Below are 19,685 nucleotides of genomic sequence, written 5' to 3' on the forward strand. Positions count from 1 at the left end.
TGGAGAGGTATTGCCACTCGTTATGCCAAAACCTCGGATGCTTTTATCGCCGCGGTACACGTCCGTTGTATCGCCATTTGGGCTGCTATCCGTACTTAATTCGTGTAGACACTATCTAAGGGCCCTTTTTTAAAAGGGCCCTTAGGCCGCCGGAGGCAGCGGGGTGCTAGGCCGCCGGAGGTAGGGGAGATCATCGCCCGCAAAAGTGGGCGGGAAGGAGTGATGAGGATGAACCCATTTGACCAGGCGGTGATGGGGCTGGTGCAGGGCTACTGCCACAACGGGGTGAGCGACCGGATTTTTCCGGTGATTACCTACTTGGGGGAAGGCGGGGCGGTTTGGATTGCGCTGGCGCTGCTGCTGGTGGTGTTTGGCAAGAAAAGCGGCTGGCGGGGCACGGGCGTGGTGATGCTGGGGGCGATGCTGGCCGGGCTGGTGATTGGCGAAATCTGCCTGAAAAACCTGATAGGCCGCCCCCGGCCCTTTCAGGAGGCGGCGGGGGCGGTGCAGCTACTGATTGCCCCGCCCGCGGGGTGGTCGTTCCCTTCGGGGCACAGTTGCGCGTCCTTTGGGGCGGCGGTGGGGGTGTTCCGGCGGGATAAGCGATGGGGGGCGGCGGCCCTGGCGCTGGCCGGGCTGATCGCTTTTTCGCGGGTGTTCCTGTTTGTGCACTACCCGACGGACGTGCTGGCCGGGGCGGCCCTGGGGTGCCTTTGCGCCTGGGGGGCCGGTTATTGCCAACGCCGGGCCTGTGCCCGCCGGGGAATATAGGGGGCAAAGAGTTTAAAAGCGAGGTGCCAGTGAAAAAATAGTAAAAGTTTCGTCCACCTTTTCAAAGGTGGTGGGGTTCTTAGGGGGCGACAATCGCCGGTGGCGATTTCCCGTCGCCGACCGAGGCGGCAGCCGAGAATCAACGCCCCAGAGTTGGCGTAGCCAACTCTCCGCTGCCAGAGGCCAAAAATTTGTCATAAACTCTTTTTTGGGGCACGCCTATGTAGGGGAGGATATTGACTTACCGGGGCGGCGCCTGTATAATAGTATAATGAACACAGCCGCGGGTTATGTTGCCCGCGGCTTTTTTACACAAAACCTTATGAAAGGCGGCGGTTGGATGCGGCATTTGATCGACCCACTGGACTTTGACAGGGAGGAAACCGGGCGGCTGCTGGCGCTGGCCCAGCGTATAGCGGACAGGCCCGGCAACTACGCCCGGCGGTGCGCGGGGCGGATACTGGCTACGCTGTTTTTTGAGCCAAGCACCCGCACCCGGCTGAGTTTTGAATCGGCCATGCTGCGGCTGGGGGGGCAGGTGCTGGGGTTTTCCTCGGCCCAGAGCAGCTCTGCCGCCAAGGGGGAGAGCGTGGCGGACACCATCCGCATGATCTCCGGCTACGCGGACATAGCGGCCATGCGCCACTTTAAGGAGGGGGCGCCGCTGGTGGCCTCCCGGTTTTCGCGGATACCGGTGGTGAACGCCGGGGACGGGGGGCATCAGCACCCCACCCAGACGCTGACGGACCTGTTTACCATACAGCGCAGCCGGGGGGGGATTGGCGGCATGACCATTGGGCTGTGCGGCGACCTGAAGTTCGGGCGGACGGTGCACTCGCTGATTAAGGCGCTGGTGCGGTATGAGGGGATGCGGTTTGTGCTGATCTCGCCGGAAGAACTGCGGGCGCCGGGGTACATATTAAAGGAAGTGATCGGGCCTTCGGGCCACCCCTTTACGGAGGTGCGGCGCATGGAGGAGGTTATGCCCCAGTTGGACGTGCTGTACATGACCAGGGTGCAGCGGGAGCGGTTTTTTAACGAGGAGGACTATGTGCGGCTGAAGAACTCGTACATACTGACCCCCGAAAAGCTGGAAATGGGCAAAAAGGACTTGGCGGTGCTGCACCCCCTGCCCAGGGTGAACGAGATAGACCAGCGGGTGGACGATGACCCCCGTGCGCTGTACTTTGAGCAGGCCAGGGGCGGGGTGTTTGTGCGCATGGCGCTGATTTTGGCGCTGCTGGGGCTGGAGCCGGATATTTTGAAGGAGGGCTGAAGGTATGCTGAACATCGACAGCATTGAGAACGGGATTGTGATAGACCACATTACCGCCGGGCGGGGGATGCGGGTGTATGAACTGCTGGAACTGCATAAGCTGGACACCTGTGTGGCCATTATCCGCAACGCCCGGAGCAGCAAGTTTGGGAAGAAGGATATCATTAAAATAGAGGGCATGACGGACGTGGATTTGGACGTGCTGGGGTTTATTGACGACCATGCCACGGTGTGCGTGATCCGGGACGGCAGGCTGGCGGAGAAAAAGCAGCCCTATCTGCCTACAAAGCTGGTGAACATTGTGCAGTGCAAAAACCCCCGGTGCGTGACCAGCGTGGAGGATGTGGACCAGGAATTTTACCTGTGCGACGGGGAAGAACACCGCTACCGGTGCCGGTACTGCGAGCAACTGCTGGACGACAGCTATACCTGAGGGCGCGGGAGATTTTTAACTTTTTGGGAGGTGACTTACCATGGAACTGACCCCCAGTCAGGAAGATGCGGTAAAGGCCCGGCAGGGGACCGTGCTGGTGGCCGCCGCAGCCGGTTCCGGCAAGACCGCCGTGCTGGTGCAGCGGGCCATAGCCCGGCTGACGGACCCGGAAAACCCGGCGGACGCGGACCGGCTGTTGATCGTCACCTTTACCAAGGCCGCCGCCGCCGAGATGCGGGCCCGGCTGGAACAGGCTTTATCCCGGCTGGCCAGGGAGAACCCCGGCGACCGCCGGCTGAGCAGGCAGAGCATCCTGCTGCACCAGGCCCATATTGGCACGGTGGACAGCTTTTGCGCGGATATGGTGCGGGAGTTTTTCCACCTGCTGGGGCTGGCGCCGGATTTTAAGATACTCTCGGACAAGCGGGAAGAGGAACTGGTGGGGCTGGCCCTGGACGAGGCGGTGTCCGCTGCCTTTGAGGCAGGGGAGGTGGGGGAGCTGGCCGACGCCTTTGCCGGGGACCGGGACGACCGCCGGTTGGGGAAGATGGCCCTGCGCCTGTACCGGTTTATGCAGAGCCACCCTTTCCCCGAAAAGTGGCTGGCGGAAAAGGTGGCCATGTACGGCGCCGGGGACCCGGCGCCCTGGGAGCAGGTGGTGCTGGGCTATGCCGCCGGGGCCGGGGCCTATTGTGCCCATCTGCTGGAAAACGCCCAGGGGCTGGCCGGGGAGGACGAAGAACTGTACGCCTCGTTTGGGCCGGCGCTGGCGGCGGACCGGGAACGCTGCCTGGCCCTGGCGGAAACGGCCAGGGCCGGGGACTGGGACGGGGCCCGGACGGCGCTGGCCGCCTTTGCCCCGGCCCGCCGGAAGGCCCTGCGGGGCCGGGACAAGGACGACCCCCTGCTGCTGCGGCTGGAAAGCTGCCGCAAAGAGGTGAAAAAGGTGATGGAGGGGCTGGGCAGGCCCCTTGCGGTAAGCCGGGCGCGCAGCCGGGAGGAACTGGCCGCCGCCGCGCCCCTGCTGGAAAGCCTGGCCGGGCTTACGCTGGATATGGCCAGGCGGTATCAGGAGAAGAAAAGGGCCAGGGGCTTTTTGGACTATAGCGACCTGGAGCACTGCGCCATCCGGTTGTTCTGCGGGGAGGGGGGGGAGCCGACCCCCGCGGCCCGGCAGGTGGCCGCCCGCTTTGACGAGATCATGATCGACGAGTACCAGGACATCAACGAGGTGCAGGACGCCATTTTCCGGGCGATCTCCCGGAACGGGGAGAACCTGTTTATGGTGGGGGACGTGAAACAGAGCATCTACGGGTTCCGGCGGGCCATGCCGGAACTGTTCCTGGGGTGCAAGGCGGCCTTTGCCCGGTACGACCGGCGGCTGGACCAATACCCGGCCTGCATTGTGCTGGACAGGAACTTCCGCTCCCGCCGGGAGGTGACCGGGGCGGTGAACTTTGTGTTCTCGCAACTGATGAGCCGGGAGGCCGGGGACATGGACTACACCGGGGAAGAACGGCTGGTGTGCGGCGCGGGCTTTGCCCCCAAGGCCGGGTGCGAAACGGAGGCGGTGTTCATCAGCCGGGGGGAGGAGCCCCCGGAGGCCGCGGAGGCCGCGTGGATCGCCCGGCGGATACGGGAGATGGTGGAGGGCGGGTTCACCATCAGCCAAGGGGACACGGAACGGCCGGCGGGCTATGGGGATTTTTGCATCCTGCTGCGCAGCGCCAACCAATATGCCCACCTGTACGCCCAGGAACTGAAACGCCGGGGCGTGCCGGCCAGGGCGGCGGTGAGCGGGGGCTTTTTTGCCGCCGGGGAGGTACAGATGGTGCTGTCGCTGCTGCGGGTGATCGACAACCCGGACCAGGATATCCCCCTGCTGGCGGTGCTGATGAGCCCCCTGTATGGGTTTTCTGCCGACGACCTGGCCCGGCTGCGGGCCGGGGGGAAGGGGGTGCCGGTGTATGTGTCGCTGCTGCGGGCGGGGGAAGAGGATACCCGCTGGGGCCGGGTGCTGGGGGATTTGGCCCGGCTGCGGAGCCTGGCCGCCACCATGCCCGCCGACAGCTTTTTGACCGTGCTGTACAGCCGCACCGGCTGCACGGATATGGTGCTGGCTATGGAGGACGGCCCGGCCAGGCTGGAGAACCTGCGGCTTTTGCAGCGGTATGCCCAGGAGTATGAGCGCTCTGGCTACCACGGGCTGGCGGGGTTTGTGCGGTTTTTGGACCGGCTGCGGGACAACGGCTCGGATATGCAAGCGGCGGGGCAGGAGCCGGCAGGGCCCCAGGCGGTGGGCATTATGAGCATACACCGCTCCAAGGGGTTGCAGTTCCCGGTGTGCATAGTGGCGGGCTGCGGCCGGGGCTTTGTGGGGGACCGGGCCGAGGACGTGCTGCTGCACCCGGAACTGGGGCTGGGGGTGCGGCTGAAGGGCCCGGACGGGGCCCGCGCCACCACCACGGCCAGGGAGGCCATTGCCCTGGGAAGCGCCCGCGGGGCCGCGGCGGAGGAGTTGCGGGTGCTGTATGTGGCCATGACCAGGGCCCAGGAAAAGCTGCTGCTGGTGGCATCGGCCAGGGATATGGGGCCGGTACTGGACCGGGCGGCCATGGAGTTTGGCCCCGGACGGCCGGACCCCTTTGCGGTGGGCCGGGCCAAAAACGCCGGGGAATGGCTGCTGGCCTGCGCCCTGCGCCACCCCAGCGGGGGCGGGCTGCGCCGGGCCGCCGGGCTGGCCGCCGGGGCGGTGGAAACAGAGGACGGGGAGCCCTGGGCGGTTAGCCTGTGGGACTATGTCCCGGAGCAGGAGGAGGCGGCGCCGCCGCCGGCCCAGCCGGCCCAGCCGGATATGGAGTTGTACCGGCAGGTACGGGCCCAGGCCGCCTTTTGCTACCCCTATGAGGACGCCTTGGACATACCGGCGAAGGTTTCGGCCTCGAAACTGGCGGCGGAGCAGGGGGGGGGGCGGGAGCTGGGGCTCTCGCGGCCGGCCTGGCTGGGGGAGCAGGGGATGACGCCGGCCCAGCGGGGCATGGCCCTGCACGCCTTTATGCAGTTTGCCGACTTTGCCAGGGCGGCCAGGGACCCGGAGGGGGAGATTGCCCGGCTGGCCGAAAGGGCCTACCTGGCCCCCGAAGAGGCCGGGGCCGTGGACGTGGGACGGGTGCGGGCCTTTTTTGCCGGGGAACTGGGGCAACGGGTGCTGCGCTCGCCGGAGGTGGTGAAGGAGCGGCGGTTTACGGCGGCCATACCCCCCGGCATGGCCCAGCCCGGCACCAGCGGGGGGCTGGGCGAACAGGTGGTTTTGCAGGGTGCGGTGGACTGTACCTTTATGGAGGACGGACGGCTGCACATCATTGATTTTAAGACGGACCGGGTGGAGGATATGGAGGAACTGTGGCGGCGGTATGAAATGCAACTGCGGCTGTACGCCTATGCCATGGAGGAAGTGACCGGGGAGAAGGTGGGGGAGATGATCCTGTACTCTACCTGGTTGAGCAGGGGGAGCGCCCGGACGTACGGCGGGGCGTAAGGGCAGGCCTGCCGGGGATGGCCCCGGCCATATAGACAAGGAGGGGACTATGATCAGACAAACCATTTCAGAGGGGTGGAGCCTGGGCGTGGGGCAGGCCGGGGAGGAACTGGCGGCGCGGGTGCCGGGTTCGGTATATGCCTGCCTGCTGGAGCACGGCCGCATGGAGGATCCCTTTTGGCGGGACAACGAGGGGGCGGCGCTGGCCCTGATGGACAACAGCTTTACCTACACCTGCCGCTTTACCCCGGCAGGGGGGATAACCGGCTGCAAGCAGGCCCTGCTGCGGTTTTGGGGGGTGGACACCCTGGCGGATATAGAACTGAACGGCTCCCCCCTGGGGCGGGTGGAGAATATGCACCGGGTTTATACCTTTGACGTGACCCATCTGCTGCTGGAAGGGGAGAACCGGCTGGTGGTGCAGATCGCCTCGCCCACCGGGTACATAGGGGCCCACGGCGGGGAGGCATACGCCCAGGGCAGCCCGGACGCCATGGGGGGGTTCCCCAGCCTGCGGAAGGCCCACTGTATGTTCGGCTGGGACTGGGGGCCCCGCCTGCCGGACGCGGGCATCTGGCGGCCGGTGGAACTGCTGGGGGTGGAGGGGGCCCGCATCCAGGAGGTGCGGGTCCGGCAGAAACATACGGGGGGCAGGGTGGAACTGTCCCTGGGGGTGAGCGCGGTCTCCCCGGCCGGGGTGGAATTTGCCGCCACGCTGACCGACCCCCAGGGCCGGGTGACGGCTTTTCCCCAGCGGCCCATGGGGCTGGCGGTGGAGGATCCCCAGTTGTGGTGGCCCAGAGGCTACGGGGCCCAGCCCCTGTACACCGTGACCGTGCGGGCCCTGGTGGAGGGCCGGGAGGTGGACCGCTGGGAGCGGCGCATCGGGCTGCGCACGGCCACGGTGGCCATAGAAAAGGATGCATGGGGGGAAAGCTTTGCCCATGAGATCAACGGGGTGCGGGTGTTTGCCATGGGGGCGGACTACATCCCGGCGGACAATATCCTCTCCCGGATAACGCCGGCGCGCACCCGCCGGCTGCTGGAGGACGCCTGCGCGGCCAACTTCAACACCATACGGGTGTGGGGCGGGGGGCACTACCCGGACGACGCCTTCTACGACCTGTGCGACGAACTGGGGCTGCTGGTGTGGCAGGACTTGATGTTCGCCTGCGCGGCCTATGACCTGACCCCGGCCTTTGCCAGGAATATAGAGGCCGAGGTGGCGGACAATGTGAAACGCCTGCGGGACCACCCTTGCATCGCCCTGTGGTGCGGCAACAATGAGATGGAGCTTTTTGCCCAGGAGGGCCTTTGGGTGGACAGCCCGAAACGCCGGGCGGATTACATACGGATGTACGAATACCTGCTGCCCAAGGTGGTGCTGGAGCACGCCCCGGACGCCTTCTACTGGCCGGGGAGCCCTTCTTCGGGGGGCGGGTTTGACGAGCCCAACGGCCAGGCCAGGGGGGATGTGCACGACTGGAGCGTGTGGCACGGGGTGCAGCCCTTTACCGCCTACCGGAAGAATATGGGCCGGTATATCTCGGAGTTCGGCTTTGAAAGCTGGCCTTGCCTTTCCACGGTAGAGGGCTTTACCCTGCCGGAGGACAGGAACCTGTATGGGTATATCATGGAAAAGCATCAGCGGTGCCAGATGGGCGGGGCCCTGCTGGCGGCCTATATGCAGCAGTACTTCCTGCGCCCAGGGGATTTGGACACGGCGCTGTATGCCTCGCAACTGTTACAGGCCCAGGCGGTGCGGTATGGGGTGGAGCATTTCCGCCGGGGGCGGGGGCGGTGCATGGGGGCCCTTTACTGGCAACTGAACGACTGCTGGCCGGGGGCGTCCTGGTCTTCCATTGACTATACCGGCCGGTGGAAGGCCCTGCACTACTTTGCCCGGCGGTTCTTTGCGCCGGTGCTGCTCTCCTGCCAGGAAGAGGGGGCCATGAGCCGGGGGCTGGGGGTGAATGCCCAGCCGGCGGGCTGGACGCCGGCCATGACCCTGTGCGTGACCAACGAAACCATGGGCAGCCGCCCGGCGCTGGTGAAATGGGCCCTGCGGGACCGGCTGGGCCGGGTGAAACGGGAAGAAGTGATCTCGCTGCTGGCGCCGGCCCTGGAAAGCGCCTGGTTGGATCGGGTGGAGTTGCCGGAGGCGGATATACGGGAGGATGTTTTGACCTACACGCTGTGGGAGAACGGGGTGCAGGCCAGCTTTGGCGCGGTGATTTTTGTGGAGCCCAAGTATTTCCGCTTTGCGGACCCGGCGCTGGGGTGCCGGGTGGAAGGGGACGAGATTGTGGTGACGGCCAGGGCCTATGCCCAGGGGGTAGAGGTGCGCAACGCCGGGGAGGACCTGGTGCTTAGTGACAACTACTTTGATATGCTGCCCGGAGAGCGCCGGGTGAAGGTGCTGCGGGGCAAGCCGGTGGGCCTGCGGGTGCGCAGCGTGTACGATATACGATGACGGAAAAGGGGGAGAAAGGGATGAAGGGGCTGGAGGGGCTTACCCTTGTGCACTACTGCCACAAAAACTGCGAGCCCCTGCATACGATCATGAGCCTGCCAAGGGAAGAGGCGTTTGCCCTGGCCGGGGCGTTGGCCAGGGAGAACCCGGAGGAAACAGCCTTTGGGCGGTTTGCGGATTTTGAAAACTACTACCCCCGGCGCCTGGAGGTGGAGCGGCGGCTTTACCAGCGCTTTCTCCGGCTGGGCGGCCGGCCGGAGCAGGAACATCCCCTTTCCTTTGTGCTGGAGGGCAGCGAAATGCTGGACCGGTGGTTTGGCCGGGGGCTTGCGGTACGGGCGCCCCTTTCTGCCATACCTGCCCAACTGGTAAGCTTTACCTATGGCGACAGCATGACGGTGACAGAGCGGCAGGGGGACTTTACCATGCTGACCAAGGCCATGCTGGCAAAGGCCATAGAGGAAAGCGGCGGGGCCGGGCGGTTTGTGGAGGAAGTGAACGGGCGGTTCAACTACATGGAAGTGCAGTTTTGGGGGGACAGGGCGGCCCTGGGGAGAGGGAGTGTCCATAAAGAAGAGTTTATGACGAAATGTTGGCCTCCGGCAGTTTAGGGCTTGTTTGAAAATAGAGGAAATGACGGAATTTTGACCAGAAACGGTCAGCTTCAAGGAGAAAACCGCAAGGAATACTTGCGTATTACGAGGATTTTCGACGCAGAAGATGGCTGCTTCTGGGTAAAAAGACGGCGTTTTCGATTTTTCAAACAAGCCCTAGGGGCTTTGCCCCTAAAAACCCCACCACCTTTGAAAAGGTGGACGAAACTTTTACTATTTGTTCGCTGGAGCCTCGTTTTAAACTCTTCATTTTGGACACACCCTGGGGAAAATAGCCCTTGACAAAGGCCAGGGGGCGTAGTATAATAGTGGGCGGAAAACAAAGCGGCGGTTTTCGGCGTAAGGAGAAAACCGGCCCACCCGTGCGGCACAGGCCGGCATTGGGTCAATAGCTTGGGCGGCCCCTGTTGTTTGGGGCGGCGCTTATGTGTTGATTCAGCGGGCGGGGTATACCGTCCGCTTTTTTGGCTGAGGATTTCTTGATGGAGGTGCTGAACATTAGCAGCAAGGAGCTACAGATCAACGAGCAGATCAGGGACCGGGAAGTAAGGCTTATCGACGCGGACGGCTCGCAACTGGGCATTATGCCCGCAAAAAAGGCGATGGAGCTGGCCGAGCAGAAGAATCTGGACCTGGTGAAGATCGCTCCCCAGGCCACCCCGCCGGTGTGCAAGATAATCGACTACGGCAAGTACCGGTTTGAGCAGAGCAAGCGGGAAAAGGAACAGCGGAAGAACCAGCGCGTGGTGGAGATCAAGGAAGTCCGGCTGTCGCTGAATATCGACACCCATGATTTTGAGACCAAGAAAAACCACGCCATCCGCTTTATAACAGAGGGGAACAAGGTCAAGGCGTCCATCCGTTTCCGGGGAAGGGAAATGGGGCACCCTGAGCTGGGGCAGGATATTATGCGCCGGTTTGCCGAGGCTATGGCCGAGGTGGCAAACGTGGAGCGCCAGCCCAAGCTGGAGGGCAGGACGATGCTGATGTTCCTTGTGCCCAAGCCCGTTAAGTAAGGCCCGCCGGTTGGGCCACAAAACCAAGGAGGAATAAAGTATGCCGAAACTGAAAACCCACAGCGGCGCCAAAAAGCGCTTTAAGCTGTCTAAAAACGGGAAGGTCATTCGCGGCCACGCCTTTACCAGCCACCTGTTTAACGGCCATGGCAAGACCCCGAAAGTGAAACGCCATGCCAGGGGCACCACGGTGACCGACAAGACCAATACCGCCGCCGTGAAACGGATGTTGCCCTATAAATAAGCCCGGCAGCAGGGGCCCAGCGGGCCTTTTGGGAGAAGGGCAAGGACAGGAAAATGCAAGCGGCACCGGCCGGCTGGCCCGGTGCCGACGGAGAATAGGCGGCCCCGGAGGGACCGCATTATGCCGGCGCTGCCGGGAAAGGATTGAGAAGAAATGGCTAGAGTAAAAGGCGCGATGATGACGCGCAAAAGAAGGAAAAAGGTACTGAAACTGGCGAAGGGTTATTGGGGCGCCAAGAGCCGCCACTTTAAAATGGCCAAACAGGCTGTTATGAAGTCCGGCAACTATGCGTATATTGGCCGTAAGCAGCGCAAGCGGGATTTCCGCCAGCTATGGATCACCCGCATTTCCGCAGGGTGCAAGATGAACGGCACCAATTACTCCACCTTTATGAACGGTTTGAAGAAGGCGGGCGTTACCCTGAACCGGAAGATGCTCTCTGAGATTGCCATTGCCGACCCCCAGGGCTTTACCGCGCTGGTGGAAAAGGCGAAGGCCGCGCTGTAAGCGAATAGGGTTTGCCAGGCGCGTGATGCGTACCGTTCCAATTAAGCAAATTGCGCCTGAGGCAACCTGCCTTGGGCGTTTCCGTTCTGGTGGGAGGGGCGGCAGGGCGGGCCGGAAGTATCTTTGCGCTTTGGTTGAAAGGGGTGTTTCCAGTGGGGGTTGAGGTCATCACCAGCCGCCGCAACCCGGTGGTACGGGCCGCGGCGGGGCTGGCCGGCTCTGCCCGGCAGCGGCGGGAGGCGGGGCTCTTTTTGTGCGAAGGGGCCCGCCTGTGCCAGGACGCGGCCCTGTCGGATGTGGGGGTAGAGGCCTGCTTTTTCACGGCCCAGGCCAAGAAAACATACGCCCAGTACCTGGAGCCTGTGCTGAAGGTGTGCGGGCAGGCATACGAGGTCAGCCAGCCTGTGGTGCAACTGCTGGCTGACACCAGAAACCCCCAGGGGATTTTCTGCGTGTGCCGCCGGCCCCAGGGGATGGAGGGTGTAATCGGCTTTGCACCCAAGGGCCCCTGCCTGGTGTTGGAAAACCTTCAAGATCCTGGCAACCTGGGGACGGTTTTGCGCACAGCGGAGGCGCTGGGCCGGTTTCGGGTCTTTTTGCTGGGGGATTGCTGCGACCCGCTGTCCCCCAAGGCGCTGCGGGCCTCCATGGGGGCGGTGTTTCGGATGGAGCTGGCTTTGGAGGCCTCGCCCCGGCGGCTGTTTGGGCTGTTGCAGGCCCACGGCTACGCGGCCCACGGGGCGGTACCTGCCCCGGAGGCCCGGCCCATCACCGAACTGGACTTTACCAGGGGGCGCCACGCGGTGCTGATTGGCAATGAGGGCAGCGGGCTTACCAGGGAAACGGCAGGGCTGTGTACGGACCTGGTGACGATCCCGATGGGGGGCAGGGCGGAATCACTGAACGCGGCCGCGGCGGCGACGGTGCTGCTGTGGGAGATGGCAAGGGGGCGGCGGGTATGATCGACAAGGACGTATTTTGGGTGTGGGCCCAGCACGCCTTTGGCGAGGGCAGCCCCAAGCCCTGGCATATCCACAACACCTTTCCCGGTGGGCTGGAGGGCTTTTACCGGGCCGGTGCCGGGGAGTGGTGCAGGCTGGCGTATATCTCCCGCCAGCAGATAGAGAGCCTGCGGGCCTTTGACCTGAAAGCCGCCATGGTACGCTTGCAGTTTGCCGCCCAGATGTGCTGGCAGTTGCTTACGCCGGAGAGTGAGAAATATCCCCCGGATCTCAGGAATATTTCTGACCCTCCTGCGGTATTGTATATGAAAGGCGAGATGGCCCCCCTGGCGGACGCCCCCTGGGTGGCTGTGGTGGGGGCCCGGAAGGCCAGCGAGGCCAGTTGCCAGGTGGCCAGGAAGATCGCCCACCAACTGGCCACGGCCGGGGTAGTGGTGGCCAGCGGTATGGCCCCGGGGGTGGACACCGCCGCCCAGGAGGGGGCCATGGAAGCCTTTGGCCGCACGGTATGCGTGGCCCCGGTGGACCTGGCCAGCCCTTACCTGGACCGGCCGGTCGGCCTTTGCCGGCGGGTGGCGGAACGGGGCGGGGTGCTGCTGAGCGAGTATTTTTCGCAGCGGAACCCGGCACAGGGCGGTTTTCATCAGCGCAACCGGCTGCTTACGGGTATGTGCGCGGCAGTGGTGCTGGTGCAGGCCGCGGAAAAAGGGGGCACCATGCTGTATGCCCGGCTGGCGGCCAAGCAGGGCCGGCCGGTGTACGTCTACCCCGGACCGCCGGATGACCCGGCCTTTGCGGGCAGCCGGGCGCTGCTTGCCAAAGGGGCCAGGCCGGTGGAATCGGGCTGGGAGATTGTGGAGGAAAACCCCGGCTGGCAGCGGCAGGGGAAAAGGGCTGCCGGTATGGAGGCAAGCCCTGGCAGGCCCCGGAGAAAGCCGCCCCGGCAGGCGGGCCAGAGGGCCCAGGGGGCGCTTTCCGACAGGCCGCCGCCAGGGGCGCCAAGGCCCGAAACCCCGGCGCCGCCCGGCCCCGGACAGCCCGCCGGGCAGGACGGGGGACTGCTGGCACTGCTGGAAAAGGAACTGACCGTGGAGGAGCTTTCTGCCCGGAGCGGAGTGGAGGCCGGGCTGCTGCTGCGGGCGCTGGCCAGGCTGGAACTGCTGGGCCGGGTGGAACGGGGCCAGAACGGCCGCTACCGCCGGATATGAACCGGGAGCCCGCCAGTGGGGGATTACAAATTTTGTTATGAAATAAAGGATACGATTATGGCAAAATTAGTCATTGTGGAGTCGCCTTCAAAGGCAAAGACCATTCAGAAATATTTGGGGCCCGGCTACAAGGTGGTGGCCTCGATGGGCCATGTGCGGGACCTGCCCAAGGCCCGGCTATGTGTGGACGTGAAGGACAATTTTAAGCCCAAATACACCATTATCAAGGGCAAGGAACAACTGGTGAAGGACCTGAAGGCAGCCGCGGCGGAGGCGGACGCGGTGCTGCTGGCCACCGACCCGGACCGGGAAGGGGAGGCTATCTCTTGGCACCTGGCCTATATACTGAAACTGGACGAGGACGCCCAGGACCGGGTGACCTTTAACGAGATCACCCAAACCGGGGTGGCCGAGGGCATGGCCCATCCCCGTACCATTGACATGGACCTGGTGAACGCCCAGCAGGCCCGGCGGATTTTGGACCGGCTGGTGGGGTATACCCTCAGCCCCTTTCTGGTAAAAACCATCCGCAAGGGGCTTTCGGCGGGCCGGGTGCAGTCGGTGGCGGTGCGGATGATCGTGGACCGGGAAGAGGAGATACGCGCCTTTGTACCCAAGGAGTACTGGAGCCTGGACGCGAAACTGACCGCGCCCCCCTCCCGGTCGGTGTTCCAGGCGGCATTTTATGGGGATGAGAACGGGGAGATCGAGATTACCAGCGGCCAGCAGGCGGACGCTATCCTGGGGGAACTGGAGGGGGAGGACTTTATAGTGGGCCCGGTGAAAAAGGGCAAACGCACCCGCCAGCCTGCCCCGCCCTTTATCACCTCAACCTTGCAGCAGGAGGCGTCCCGGAGGCTGGGGTTCCAGGCGTACCGCACCATGCGGGCGGCGCAGGAACTGTATGAGGGCGTGGACATTGAGGGGCAGGGGGCCGTGGGCCTTATCACCTATATGCGTACCGACTCGCTGCGTATCTCGGAGGACGCCATACGGGACGCGGCGGCCTTTATCGAGGAGCGCTGGGGCGGCAAGTACCTGCCGCCGAAACCCCGGCACTTTAAGTCCCGCGCAGGGGCCCAGGACGGGCATGAGGCCATCCGGCCCTCTACCATCAGCCTGAGCCCGGAGCGGGTGAAGGACTCGCTGACGCCGGACCAGTATAAGCTGTATAAGCTGATTTGGGAGCGGTTTATCTCCAGCCAGATGGCCAACTGTGTGCTGAACACCACCCAGGCCAATATCCACGCAGGGCGGTATATCTTTAAGGCCAGCGGCTTTAACGTGAACTTTGAGGGCTTTACCGCCCTGTACGAGGAGAGCAAGGACGAGGCGGAAAAGGCCGGTAAGGATCTGCCCCCCCTGGAGGAGGGGATGAAACTGAAGGTGCGGGACCTGGTAGGAAACCAGCACTTTACCCAGCCGCCACCCCGGTATACGGAAGCCTCGCTGATCAAGACCCTGGAAGAGAACGGTATTGGCCGGCCCTCTACCTATGCGGCGACCATCTCTACCATTACCATGCGGGAGTATGTGGTGCGGGAGGGCAAAGCCTTTAAGCCTACGGAATTGGGGGAGGTGATCACCAAGCTGATGAAGGAGCAGTTCCCCAAGATCGTCAACGTGAAATTTACCGCCCAGGTGGAGGACGACCTGGACGCGGTGCAGCGGGGGGACGAGGCTTGGGTGGATACCCTGCGCACCTTTTACGACGACTTTGACAAGACCGTGCAGAAGGCCAAAAAGGCCATGGACGGGGTGAAGATACACCTGAAAGAGGACGAAACGGACGAGATCTGCGACAAATGCGGTAGGCCGATGGTGGTGAAACACGGGCGGTTTGGCAAGTTTATTGCCTGTTCGGGCTACCCGGAGTGCCAGAATATCAAGAAGATTGTGAAAACGACCGGGGCCGAGTGCCCGAAGTGCGGGGGCAATATTATTGAGCGCAAGTCCAAGAAGGGGCGGGTGTTCTACGGCTGCGACCGCTACCCGGATTGCAATTTTGTTAGCTGGGATCCGCCCAGCAAGGAGAAATGCCCGGTGTGCGGCAAGGTGCTGATGCAGAAAAAGACCAAAGACAAGCGCCTTTACTGCGTTACCGAGGGCTGTACTTTCCCCGGCAAGGAGCCGAAGGAGTAGGGGCGCCGGCCGCCGGGGGCGGCCTAAAAAAGCAGAAACGGTACCGCTGCCGGGTTGCCGGCCGAGGGGGAGCCTGCCTCTGTGAGGGCTGCTGGTAACGGTAGGAAAGCTTTGGAAGATTCTTTAAGCCGCCGGAGGCGGCCTAAAAAAAGCAGAGGCGGTACCGCTGCCGGTCGAGGGGAGAGCCTGGCTCTACGAGGGCGGCCGGTAACGGCAGGGAAGCTTTGGAAGATTCTTAAGAAACTTTTCACGAAAAGTTTCTTAAGCTGCCGGAGGCGACCCTAAAAAGGGCAGGAACAACCTTAAAAAGGAAAGGAGCAGCGCCAAAAATGGAAAGCATAACGGTAGTGGGCGGCGGCCTGGCAGGGTGCGAGGCGGCGTGGCAGATTGCCCAAAAGGGTGTGGCGGTACGGCTGGCAGAGATGAAACCGGCCCGGTACAGCCCGGCGCACAAGAGCCCTTTGCTGGCTGAACTGGTGTGCTCCAACTCGCTGAAGGCGGCGCGGATAGAGAGCGCGGCGGGGCTTTTAAAGGAGGAGATGCGGCGGCTGGGCTCGCTGCTGGTGGGCTGCGCGGAGCAGGCCAAGGTGCCCGCGGGGGGCGCGCTGGCGGTGGACCGGGAGGTGTTCTCGCGGCTGGTGACAGGGGCCATAGGGGGGCACCCGCTGATCACGGTAGAACGCCGGGAATGGACGGGGCTGCCGGAGGGCGTAGCGGTTATTGCGACCGGGCCCCTGACCTCCGCGGGGCTGGCGGGGGAGATCGGGCGGCTATGCGGGGGCGGCCTCAGCTTTTACGATGCGGCCGCGCCGATTGTCACCAGGGAGAGCATCAACATGGCCCGCTGCTTTACCGCCGACCGCTACGGCCGGGGGGAAGGGGAGGGCGATTACATCAACTGCCCCATGAACAAGGAGGAGTATGAGGCCTTTACCGACGCCCTGCTGGGGGCGGAACGGGCGCCCGTACACGGCTTTGACGTGGCGGGGCCCAAGGTCTATGAGGGGTGTATGCCCATTGAGGTGCTGGCAAGCCGGGGGCGGGAGGCCATCCGGTTTGGGCCCATGAAACCGGTGGGCCTGGTTGACCCCCGCACCGGCCACCGGCCCTGGGCGGTTTTGCAACTGCGTACGGAAAACCGGGAGAATACCTTGTATAATCTGGTGGGGTTTCAGACCAACCTAAAGTTTGGGGAGCAAAAACGGGTGTTTGGGATGATACCGGGGCTGGAAAACGCCGAGTTTGCCCGGTATGGGGTGATGCACCGCAACACCTTCCTCCAATCCCCCGGACTGCTGCAGGGGGATTTTTCCCTGAAGAAGAGGCCCACACTGTTTTTTGCCGGGCAGATGACCGGGGTGGAGGGGTATATGGAATCTGCGGCAAGCGGCATAATGGCCGGGCGCAACGCGGTGCGGCGGCTGCGGGGGCAGGAAACCGTGGTGTTGCCGGATACGACCATGACCGGCGCGCTGAGCCGGTATATCTCCGGGTATACGGGAAAAGACTTTCAGCCCATGGGGGCAAACTTTGGCATACTGCCCCCGCTGGGGGAACAGATACGGGACAAGCGGGAGCGGTACGGCCGCCTGGCCCAGCGGGCACTGGAGGCGCTGGAGCCCTGGCTGGCCCGGCTGGAAACAGAGTAAAGGAGAGGGATCATGCGCATTATTGTAGACGCCTTTGGCGGGGACAACGCCCCGGGGGAGATTTTGCTGGGCTGCGCCAGGGGGATGGAGAACCTGGGGATTGACATTACCCTGACCGGCGACCGGGACAGGATATTGGCCGCGGCAAAAGAGATGAACGTGGCCGGGCAGGTGGAGAAGATGGAGATCATCCACTGCCCACAGGTGCTGACCATGGAGGACGAGCCGGGGAGCATCCTGAAGGAGAAGGCGGAGAGCTCGATGGCTGTGGGGGTACGGGCTTTGGCGGAGGGGAAGGGGGACGCTTTTGCCAGCGCGGGCAACAGCGGCGCCCTGGGCTTTGGGGCCCTGCGGGTCGTCCGCTGGCTGAAAGGGGTGCGGCGGGGGGCCTTTGCCCCGGTGCTGCCTACCACCCGGGGGCCGTTTATGATCTGCGACGGGGGCATCAGCGTGGAGGCGCGGCCGGACTGGCTTTTGCAGTACGGGGTGATGGGCTCGGTGTACATGGAGAAGGTGATGGGGATTAAAAACCCCCGGGTGGGCCTGGTGAACGTGGGCACCGAGGACCACAAGGGCGGCGACCTGCGGCGGGAGGCCTATGCCCTGCTGAAAGGCAGCCGGACGATCAACTTTATTGGCAATGTGGAGGCCAGGGATATCCCCTATGGCGTATGCGATGTGGCGGTGGCGGACGGCTTTACCGGCAACACCGTACTGAAACTGTACGAGGGTACCGCCCTGGCTATGATGGGCATGGTAAAGGAGATCTTCCAGAAAAATGTGAAGAATAAGCTGGCCGCAGCCATGATTTACGGCGATTTGCAGGGGCTGAAAAAGCGGATGGACTACAACTCTTACGGTGGCGCGCCGGTTATTGGGGCCTCGAAACCCATGTTTAAGATGCACGGCAATGCCAGGGCCAGGGCGGTGGAGAGCGCCTTGAAACTGGTGCGGGACTGCACCCAGTCGGGCTATGTGGAAACACTGGCGGAGGCGTTCTCCCAAAAGGCAGAGTGACGGGCGGTGGTTCGGAGGCTTTGGCCAGGAACTGGCCGGGCAAATGCCTGCCCGGCCGGGGCGGCGGAGTAGGCGTAAAAGGAGGCTAAAGGACAGATGAGAGCGCTTGAGGAATACGAAAAACTGATAGGGTACGAGTTTAAGGACAAGTCTTTGCTGGAAACGGCGCTGACACACGCATCGTATGCCAACGAGAACCGCTGCCAGAGCTATGAGCGGCTGGAGTTTCTGGGGGATTCGGTGCTGGGGTTTGTGACGGCGGAATACCTGTTCCGGCATTTTTCTGACCTTCCGGAGGGGCAGCTTACCAAGACCAGGGCCGCGCTGGTGTGTGAAAAGTCCCTGTGCGGGTTCTCGCGGGCGCTGGAGGTGGGCAGCTTTTTGCGCCTGAGCCACGGGGAGATGCACTCCGGCGGGCGGGAGCGGCCCAGCATATTGGCGGACGTGTTTGAATCTACCGTAGCGGCGGTGTACCTGGACAGCGGCAGCCTGGACACCGCGAAGGAGCTGATCTTACGTTTTGTGGCCCCGGCGGCCCGCACCAGGGGGGGCAGGGCCTTTAAGGACTACAAGACCACCTTGCAGGAGATTATCCAGCAGAACCCGGAGGAGCGGTTGGAATATGTGCTGACCGGCGAGAGCGGGCCGGACCATCAAAAGCACTTTACCGTGGAGGTGCATTTGAACAGCAATGTGATTGGCAAGGGCGGCGGCAGGAGCAAAAAGGAGGCCGAGCAGCAGGCGGCCAGGGAGGCATTGGAGTTGATGGGCTATTGAGCGGGCCCAGACACCATGGGAATATCGCCCTGTTTGTGCCCCATTTGGGCTGCCCGCACCAGTGCAGCTTTTGTGAGCAGGGGGCCATCACCGGGGCGGGCCACCGGCGGCCGCCTACCCCGGAGGATGTGGCCCGCGCGGCCCGGATCGCGGCGGAAAGCGGCCGGGGCAGGGAAACGGAGATTGCCTTTTTTGGCGGCAGCTTTACGGCGATTGACCGGGGGTATATGCTGGCCCTATTGGAGGCTGCCAAGGCGGCGGTGGAGCGGTATGGGTTTAAGGGCGTGCGCTGCTCTACCCGGCCGGACGCCGTTGACCCCCAGGTGCTGGGGCTGCTGAAGGCTTACCGGGTGACGGCTGTGGAATTGGGCGCGCAGTCTATGGACAACGGGGTGCTGGCGGCCAACCGCCGGGGGCATCGGGCGGAGGACACGGTGCGGGCAGCGGGGTTTGTCTGTAAGGCGGGCCTGGAACTGGGCCTGCAAATGATGACCGGCCTGTATACCGACACCGACGAAAAAGCCCTGGACACGGCGGATAAGCTGATCGCCCTGGGGCCGCGGACGATGCGGGTGTACCCGACCCTGGTGTTGCCCGGCACGGAACTGGCGGCCCTATGGCAAGGGGGCCGCTACGCCCCTCAGCCGCTGGAAGAGGCAGTGGCCCTATGCGCCCGGCTGTTGGACCGCTTTGAACAGGCGGGGGTGCGGGTCATCCGCATGGGGCTGCACGCCGGGCCTGGGCTGGAGCAGGCACGGCTGGCCGGGCCCTATCACCCGGCGTTCCGGCAACTGGTGGAGAGCCGGCGGTTTTTGGGCCGGCTGCTGGCCACATTGGCCGGGCAGGGGCCGGGGGACTATGTGGTGGCGGTTTGCCCGGAGGATATCTCCAACGCCCTGGGGCAGGGGCGGGAGAACCTGGGCCGGTTGGAAGGCCTGGGCTACAGGGTGCGGTTTTTGCAGCAGGCCGGGTTGGGCCGGGGGACATACAGTGCCACCCGGATAGAGGAGGCCCGGCAGGAAAAATAGAACAGCGGGGCGGCCTTTTGGGCACCCCGC

At 63.7% G+C, this 19,685-nt stretch carries 16 protein-coding genes and 1 pseudogene; all 17 read left to right on the forward strand.

Annotated elements, in window-relative coordinates; all coding sequences use genetic code 11:
- Nucleotides 1-99 (forward strand): annotated as a pseudogene (locus U8U01_RS13515) (IS5/IS1182 family transposase); the annotation flags it as partial.
- Between the two features lie 129 nt (nt 100-228).
- Nucleotides 229-771 carry a phosphatase PAP2 family protein gene (locus tag U8U01_RS13520; RefSeq protein ID WP_322175185.1) on the forward strand — a complete coding sequence of 181 codons (543 nt, stop codon included), beginning with the start codon at nt 229-231 and terminating at the stop codon, nt 769-771.
- Between the two features lie 340 nt (nt 772-1,111).
- The gene (gene pyrB / locus U8U01_RS13525; RefSeq protein WP_322175188.1) at nt 1,112-2,047 is read left to right on the forward strand and encodes an aspartate carbamoyltransferase; all 936 of its coding nucleotides are present in this window, start codon (nt 1,112-1,114) and stop codon (nt 2,045-2,047) included.
- Between the two features lie 4 nt (nt 2,048-2,051).
- Entirely contained in the window at nt 2,052-2,480 is a 429-nt protein-coding gene (locus U8U01_RS13530) for an aspartate carbamoyltransferase regulatory subunit (protein ID WP_322175191.1), read from the forward strand.
- Nucleotides 2,481-2,520: 40 nt separating this feature from the next.
- Nucleotides 2,521-6,018, forward strand: coding sequence for a helicase-exonuclease AddAB subunit AddA (gene addA, locus U8U01_RS13535; protein ID WP_322175194.1), 3,498 nt, complete (start codon nt 2,521-2,523; stop codon nt 6,016-6,018).
- Nucleotides 6,019-6,067: 49 nt separating this feature from the next.
- Entirely contained in the window at nt 6,068-8,491 is a 2,424-nt protein-coding gene (locus tag U8U01_RS13540; RefSeq protein ID WP_322175197.1) for a beta-mannosidase, read from the forward strand.
- A gap of 20 nt (nt 8,492-8,511) precedes the next feature.
- Complete coding sequence (locus U8U01_RS13545; RefSeq protein WP_322175201.1) at nt 8,512-9,102, forward strand: hypothetical protein; 591 nt, start codon at nt 8,512-8,514, stop codon at nt 9,100-9,102.
- Nucleotides 9,103-9,587: 485 nt separating this feature from the next.
- Nucleotides 9,588-10,121 carry a translation initiation factor IF-3 gene (gene infC, locus U8U01_RS13550; RefSeq protein WP_322175204.1) on the forward strand — a complete coding sequence of 178 codons (534 nt, stop codon included), beginning with the start codon at nt 9,588-9,590 and terminating at the stop codon, nt 10,119-10,121.
- A 40-nt stretch (nt 10,122-10,161) separates the two neighbouring features.
- Complete coding sequence (gene rpmI, locus U8U01_RS13555; RefSeq protein WP_120426871.1) at nt 10,162-10,365, forward strand: 50S ribosomal protein L35; 204 nt, start codon at nt 10,162-10,164, stop codon at nt 10,363-10,365.
- A 153-nt stretch (nt 10,366-10,518) separates the two neighbouring features.
- Nucleotides 10,519-10,872, forward strand: a complete 354-nt coding sequence (gene rplT, locus U8U01_RS13560; RefSeq protein ID WP_322175208.1) for a 50S ribosomal protein L20 — start codon at nt 10,519-10,521, stop codon at nt 10,870-10,872.
- Between the two features lie 152 nt (nt 10,873-11,024).
- Nucleotides 11,025-11,834, forward strand: coding sequence for a TrmH family RNA methyltransferase (locus U8U01_RS13565; RefSeq protein ID WP_322175210.1), 810 nt, complete (start codon nt 11,025-11,027; stop codon nt 11,832-11,834).
- A complete protein-coding gene (locus U8U01_RS13570; protein WP_322175213.1) occupies nt 11,831-13,042 on the forward strand; it encodes a DNA-processing protein DprA in 1,212 nt (403 codons plus the stop codon). Before U8U01_RS13565 ends, U8U01_RS13570 begins: the two co-directional genes overlap by 4 nt.
- Before the next feature lie 57 nt (nt 13,043-13,099).
- Entirely contained in the window at nt 13,100-15,184 is a 2,085-nt protein-coding gene (topA, locus tag U8U01_RS13575) for a type I DNA topoisomerase (protein ID WP_322175215.1), read from the forward strand.
- A 329-nt stretch (nt 15,185-15,513) separates the two neighbouring features.
- Complete coding sequence (gene trmFO / locus U8U01_RS13580; protein ID WP_322175218.1) at nt 15,514-16,833, forward strand: methylenetetrahydrofolate--tRNA-(uracil(54)-C(5))-methyltransferase (FADH(2)-oxidizing) TrmFO; 1,320 nt, start codon at nt 15,514-15,516, stop codon at nt 16,831-16,833.
- Between the two features lie 12 nt (nt 16,834-16,845).
- Complete coding sequence (gene plsX, locus U8U01_RS13585; RefSeq protein ID WP_322175221.1) at nt 16,846-17,850, forward strand: phosphate acyltransferase PlsX; 1,005 nt, start codon at nt 16,846-16,848, stop codon at nt 17,848-17,850.
- Nucleotides 17,851-17,946: 96 nt separating this feature from the next.
- A complete protein-coding gene (gene rnc / locus U8U01_RS13590; RefSeq protein WP_322175224.1) occupies nt 17,947-18,627 on the forward strand; it encodes a ribonuclease III in 681 nt (226 codons plus the stop codon).
- Nucleotides 18,624-19,655, forward strand: coding sequence for an elongator complex protein 3 (locus U8U01_RS13595; RefSeq protein ID WP_322175226.1), 1,032 nt, complete (start codon nt 18,624-18,626; stop codon nt 19,653-19,655). Before rnc ends, U8U01_RS13595 begins: the two co-directional genes overlap by 4 nt.
- Nucleotides 19,656-19,685 lie beyond the last annotated feature (30 nt).

It is taken from the genome of Acutalibacter caecimuris (assembly GCF_034335085.1).
In the GTDB taxonomy this organism is placed as follows: domain Bacteria; phylum Bacillota; class Clostridia; order Oscillospirales; family Acutalibacteraceae; genus Acutalibacter; species Acutalibacter caecimuris.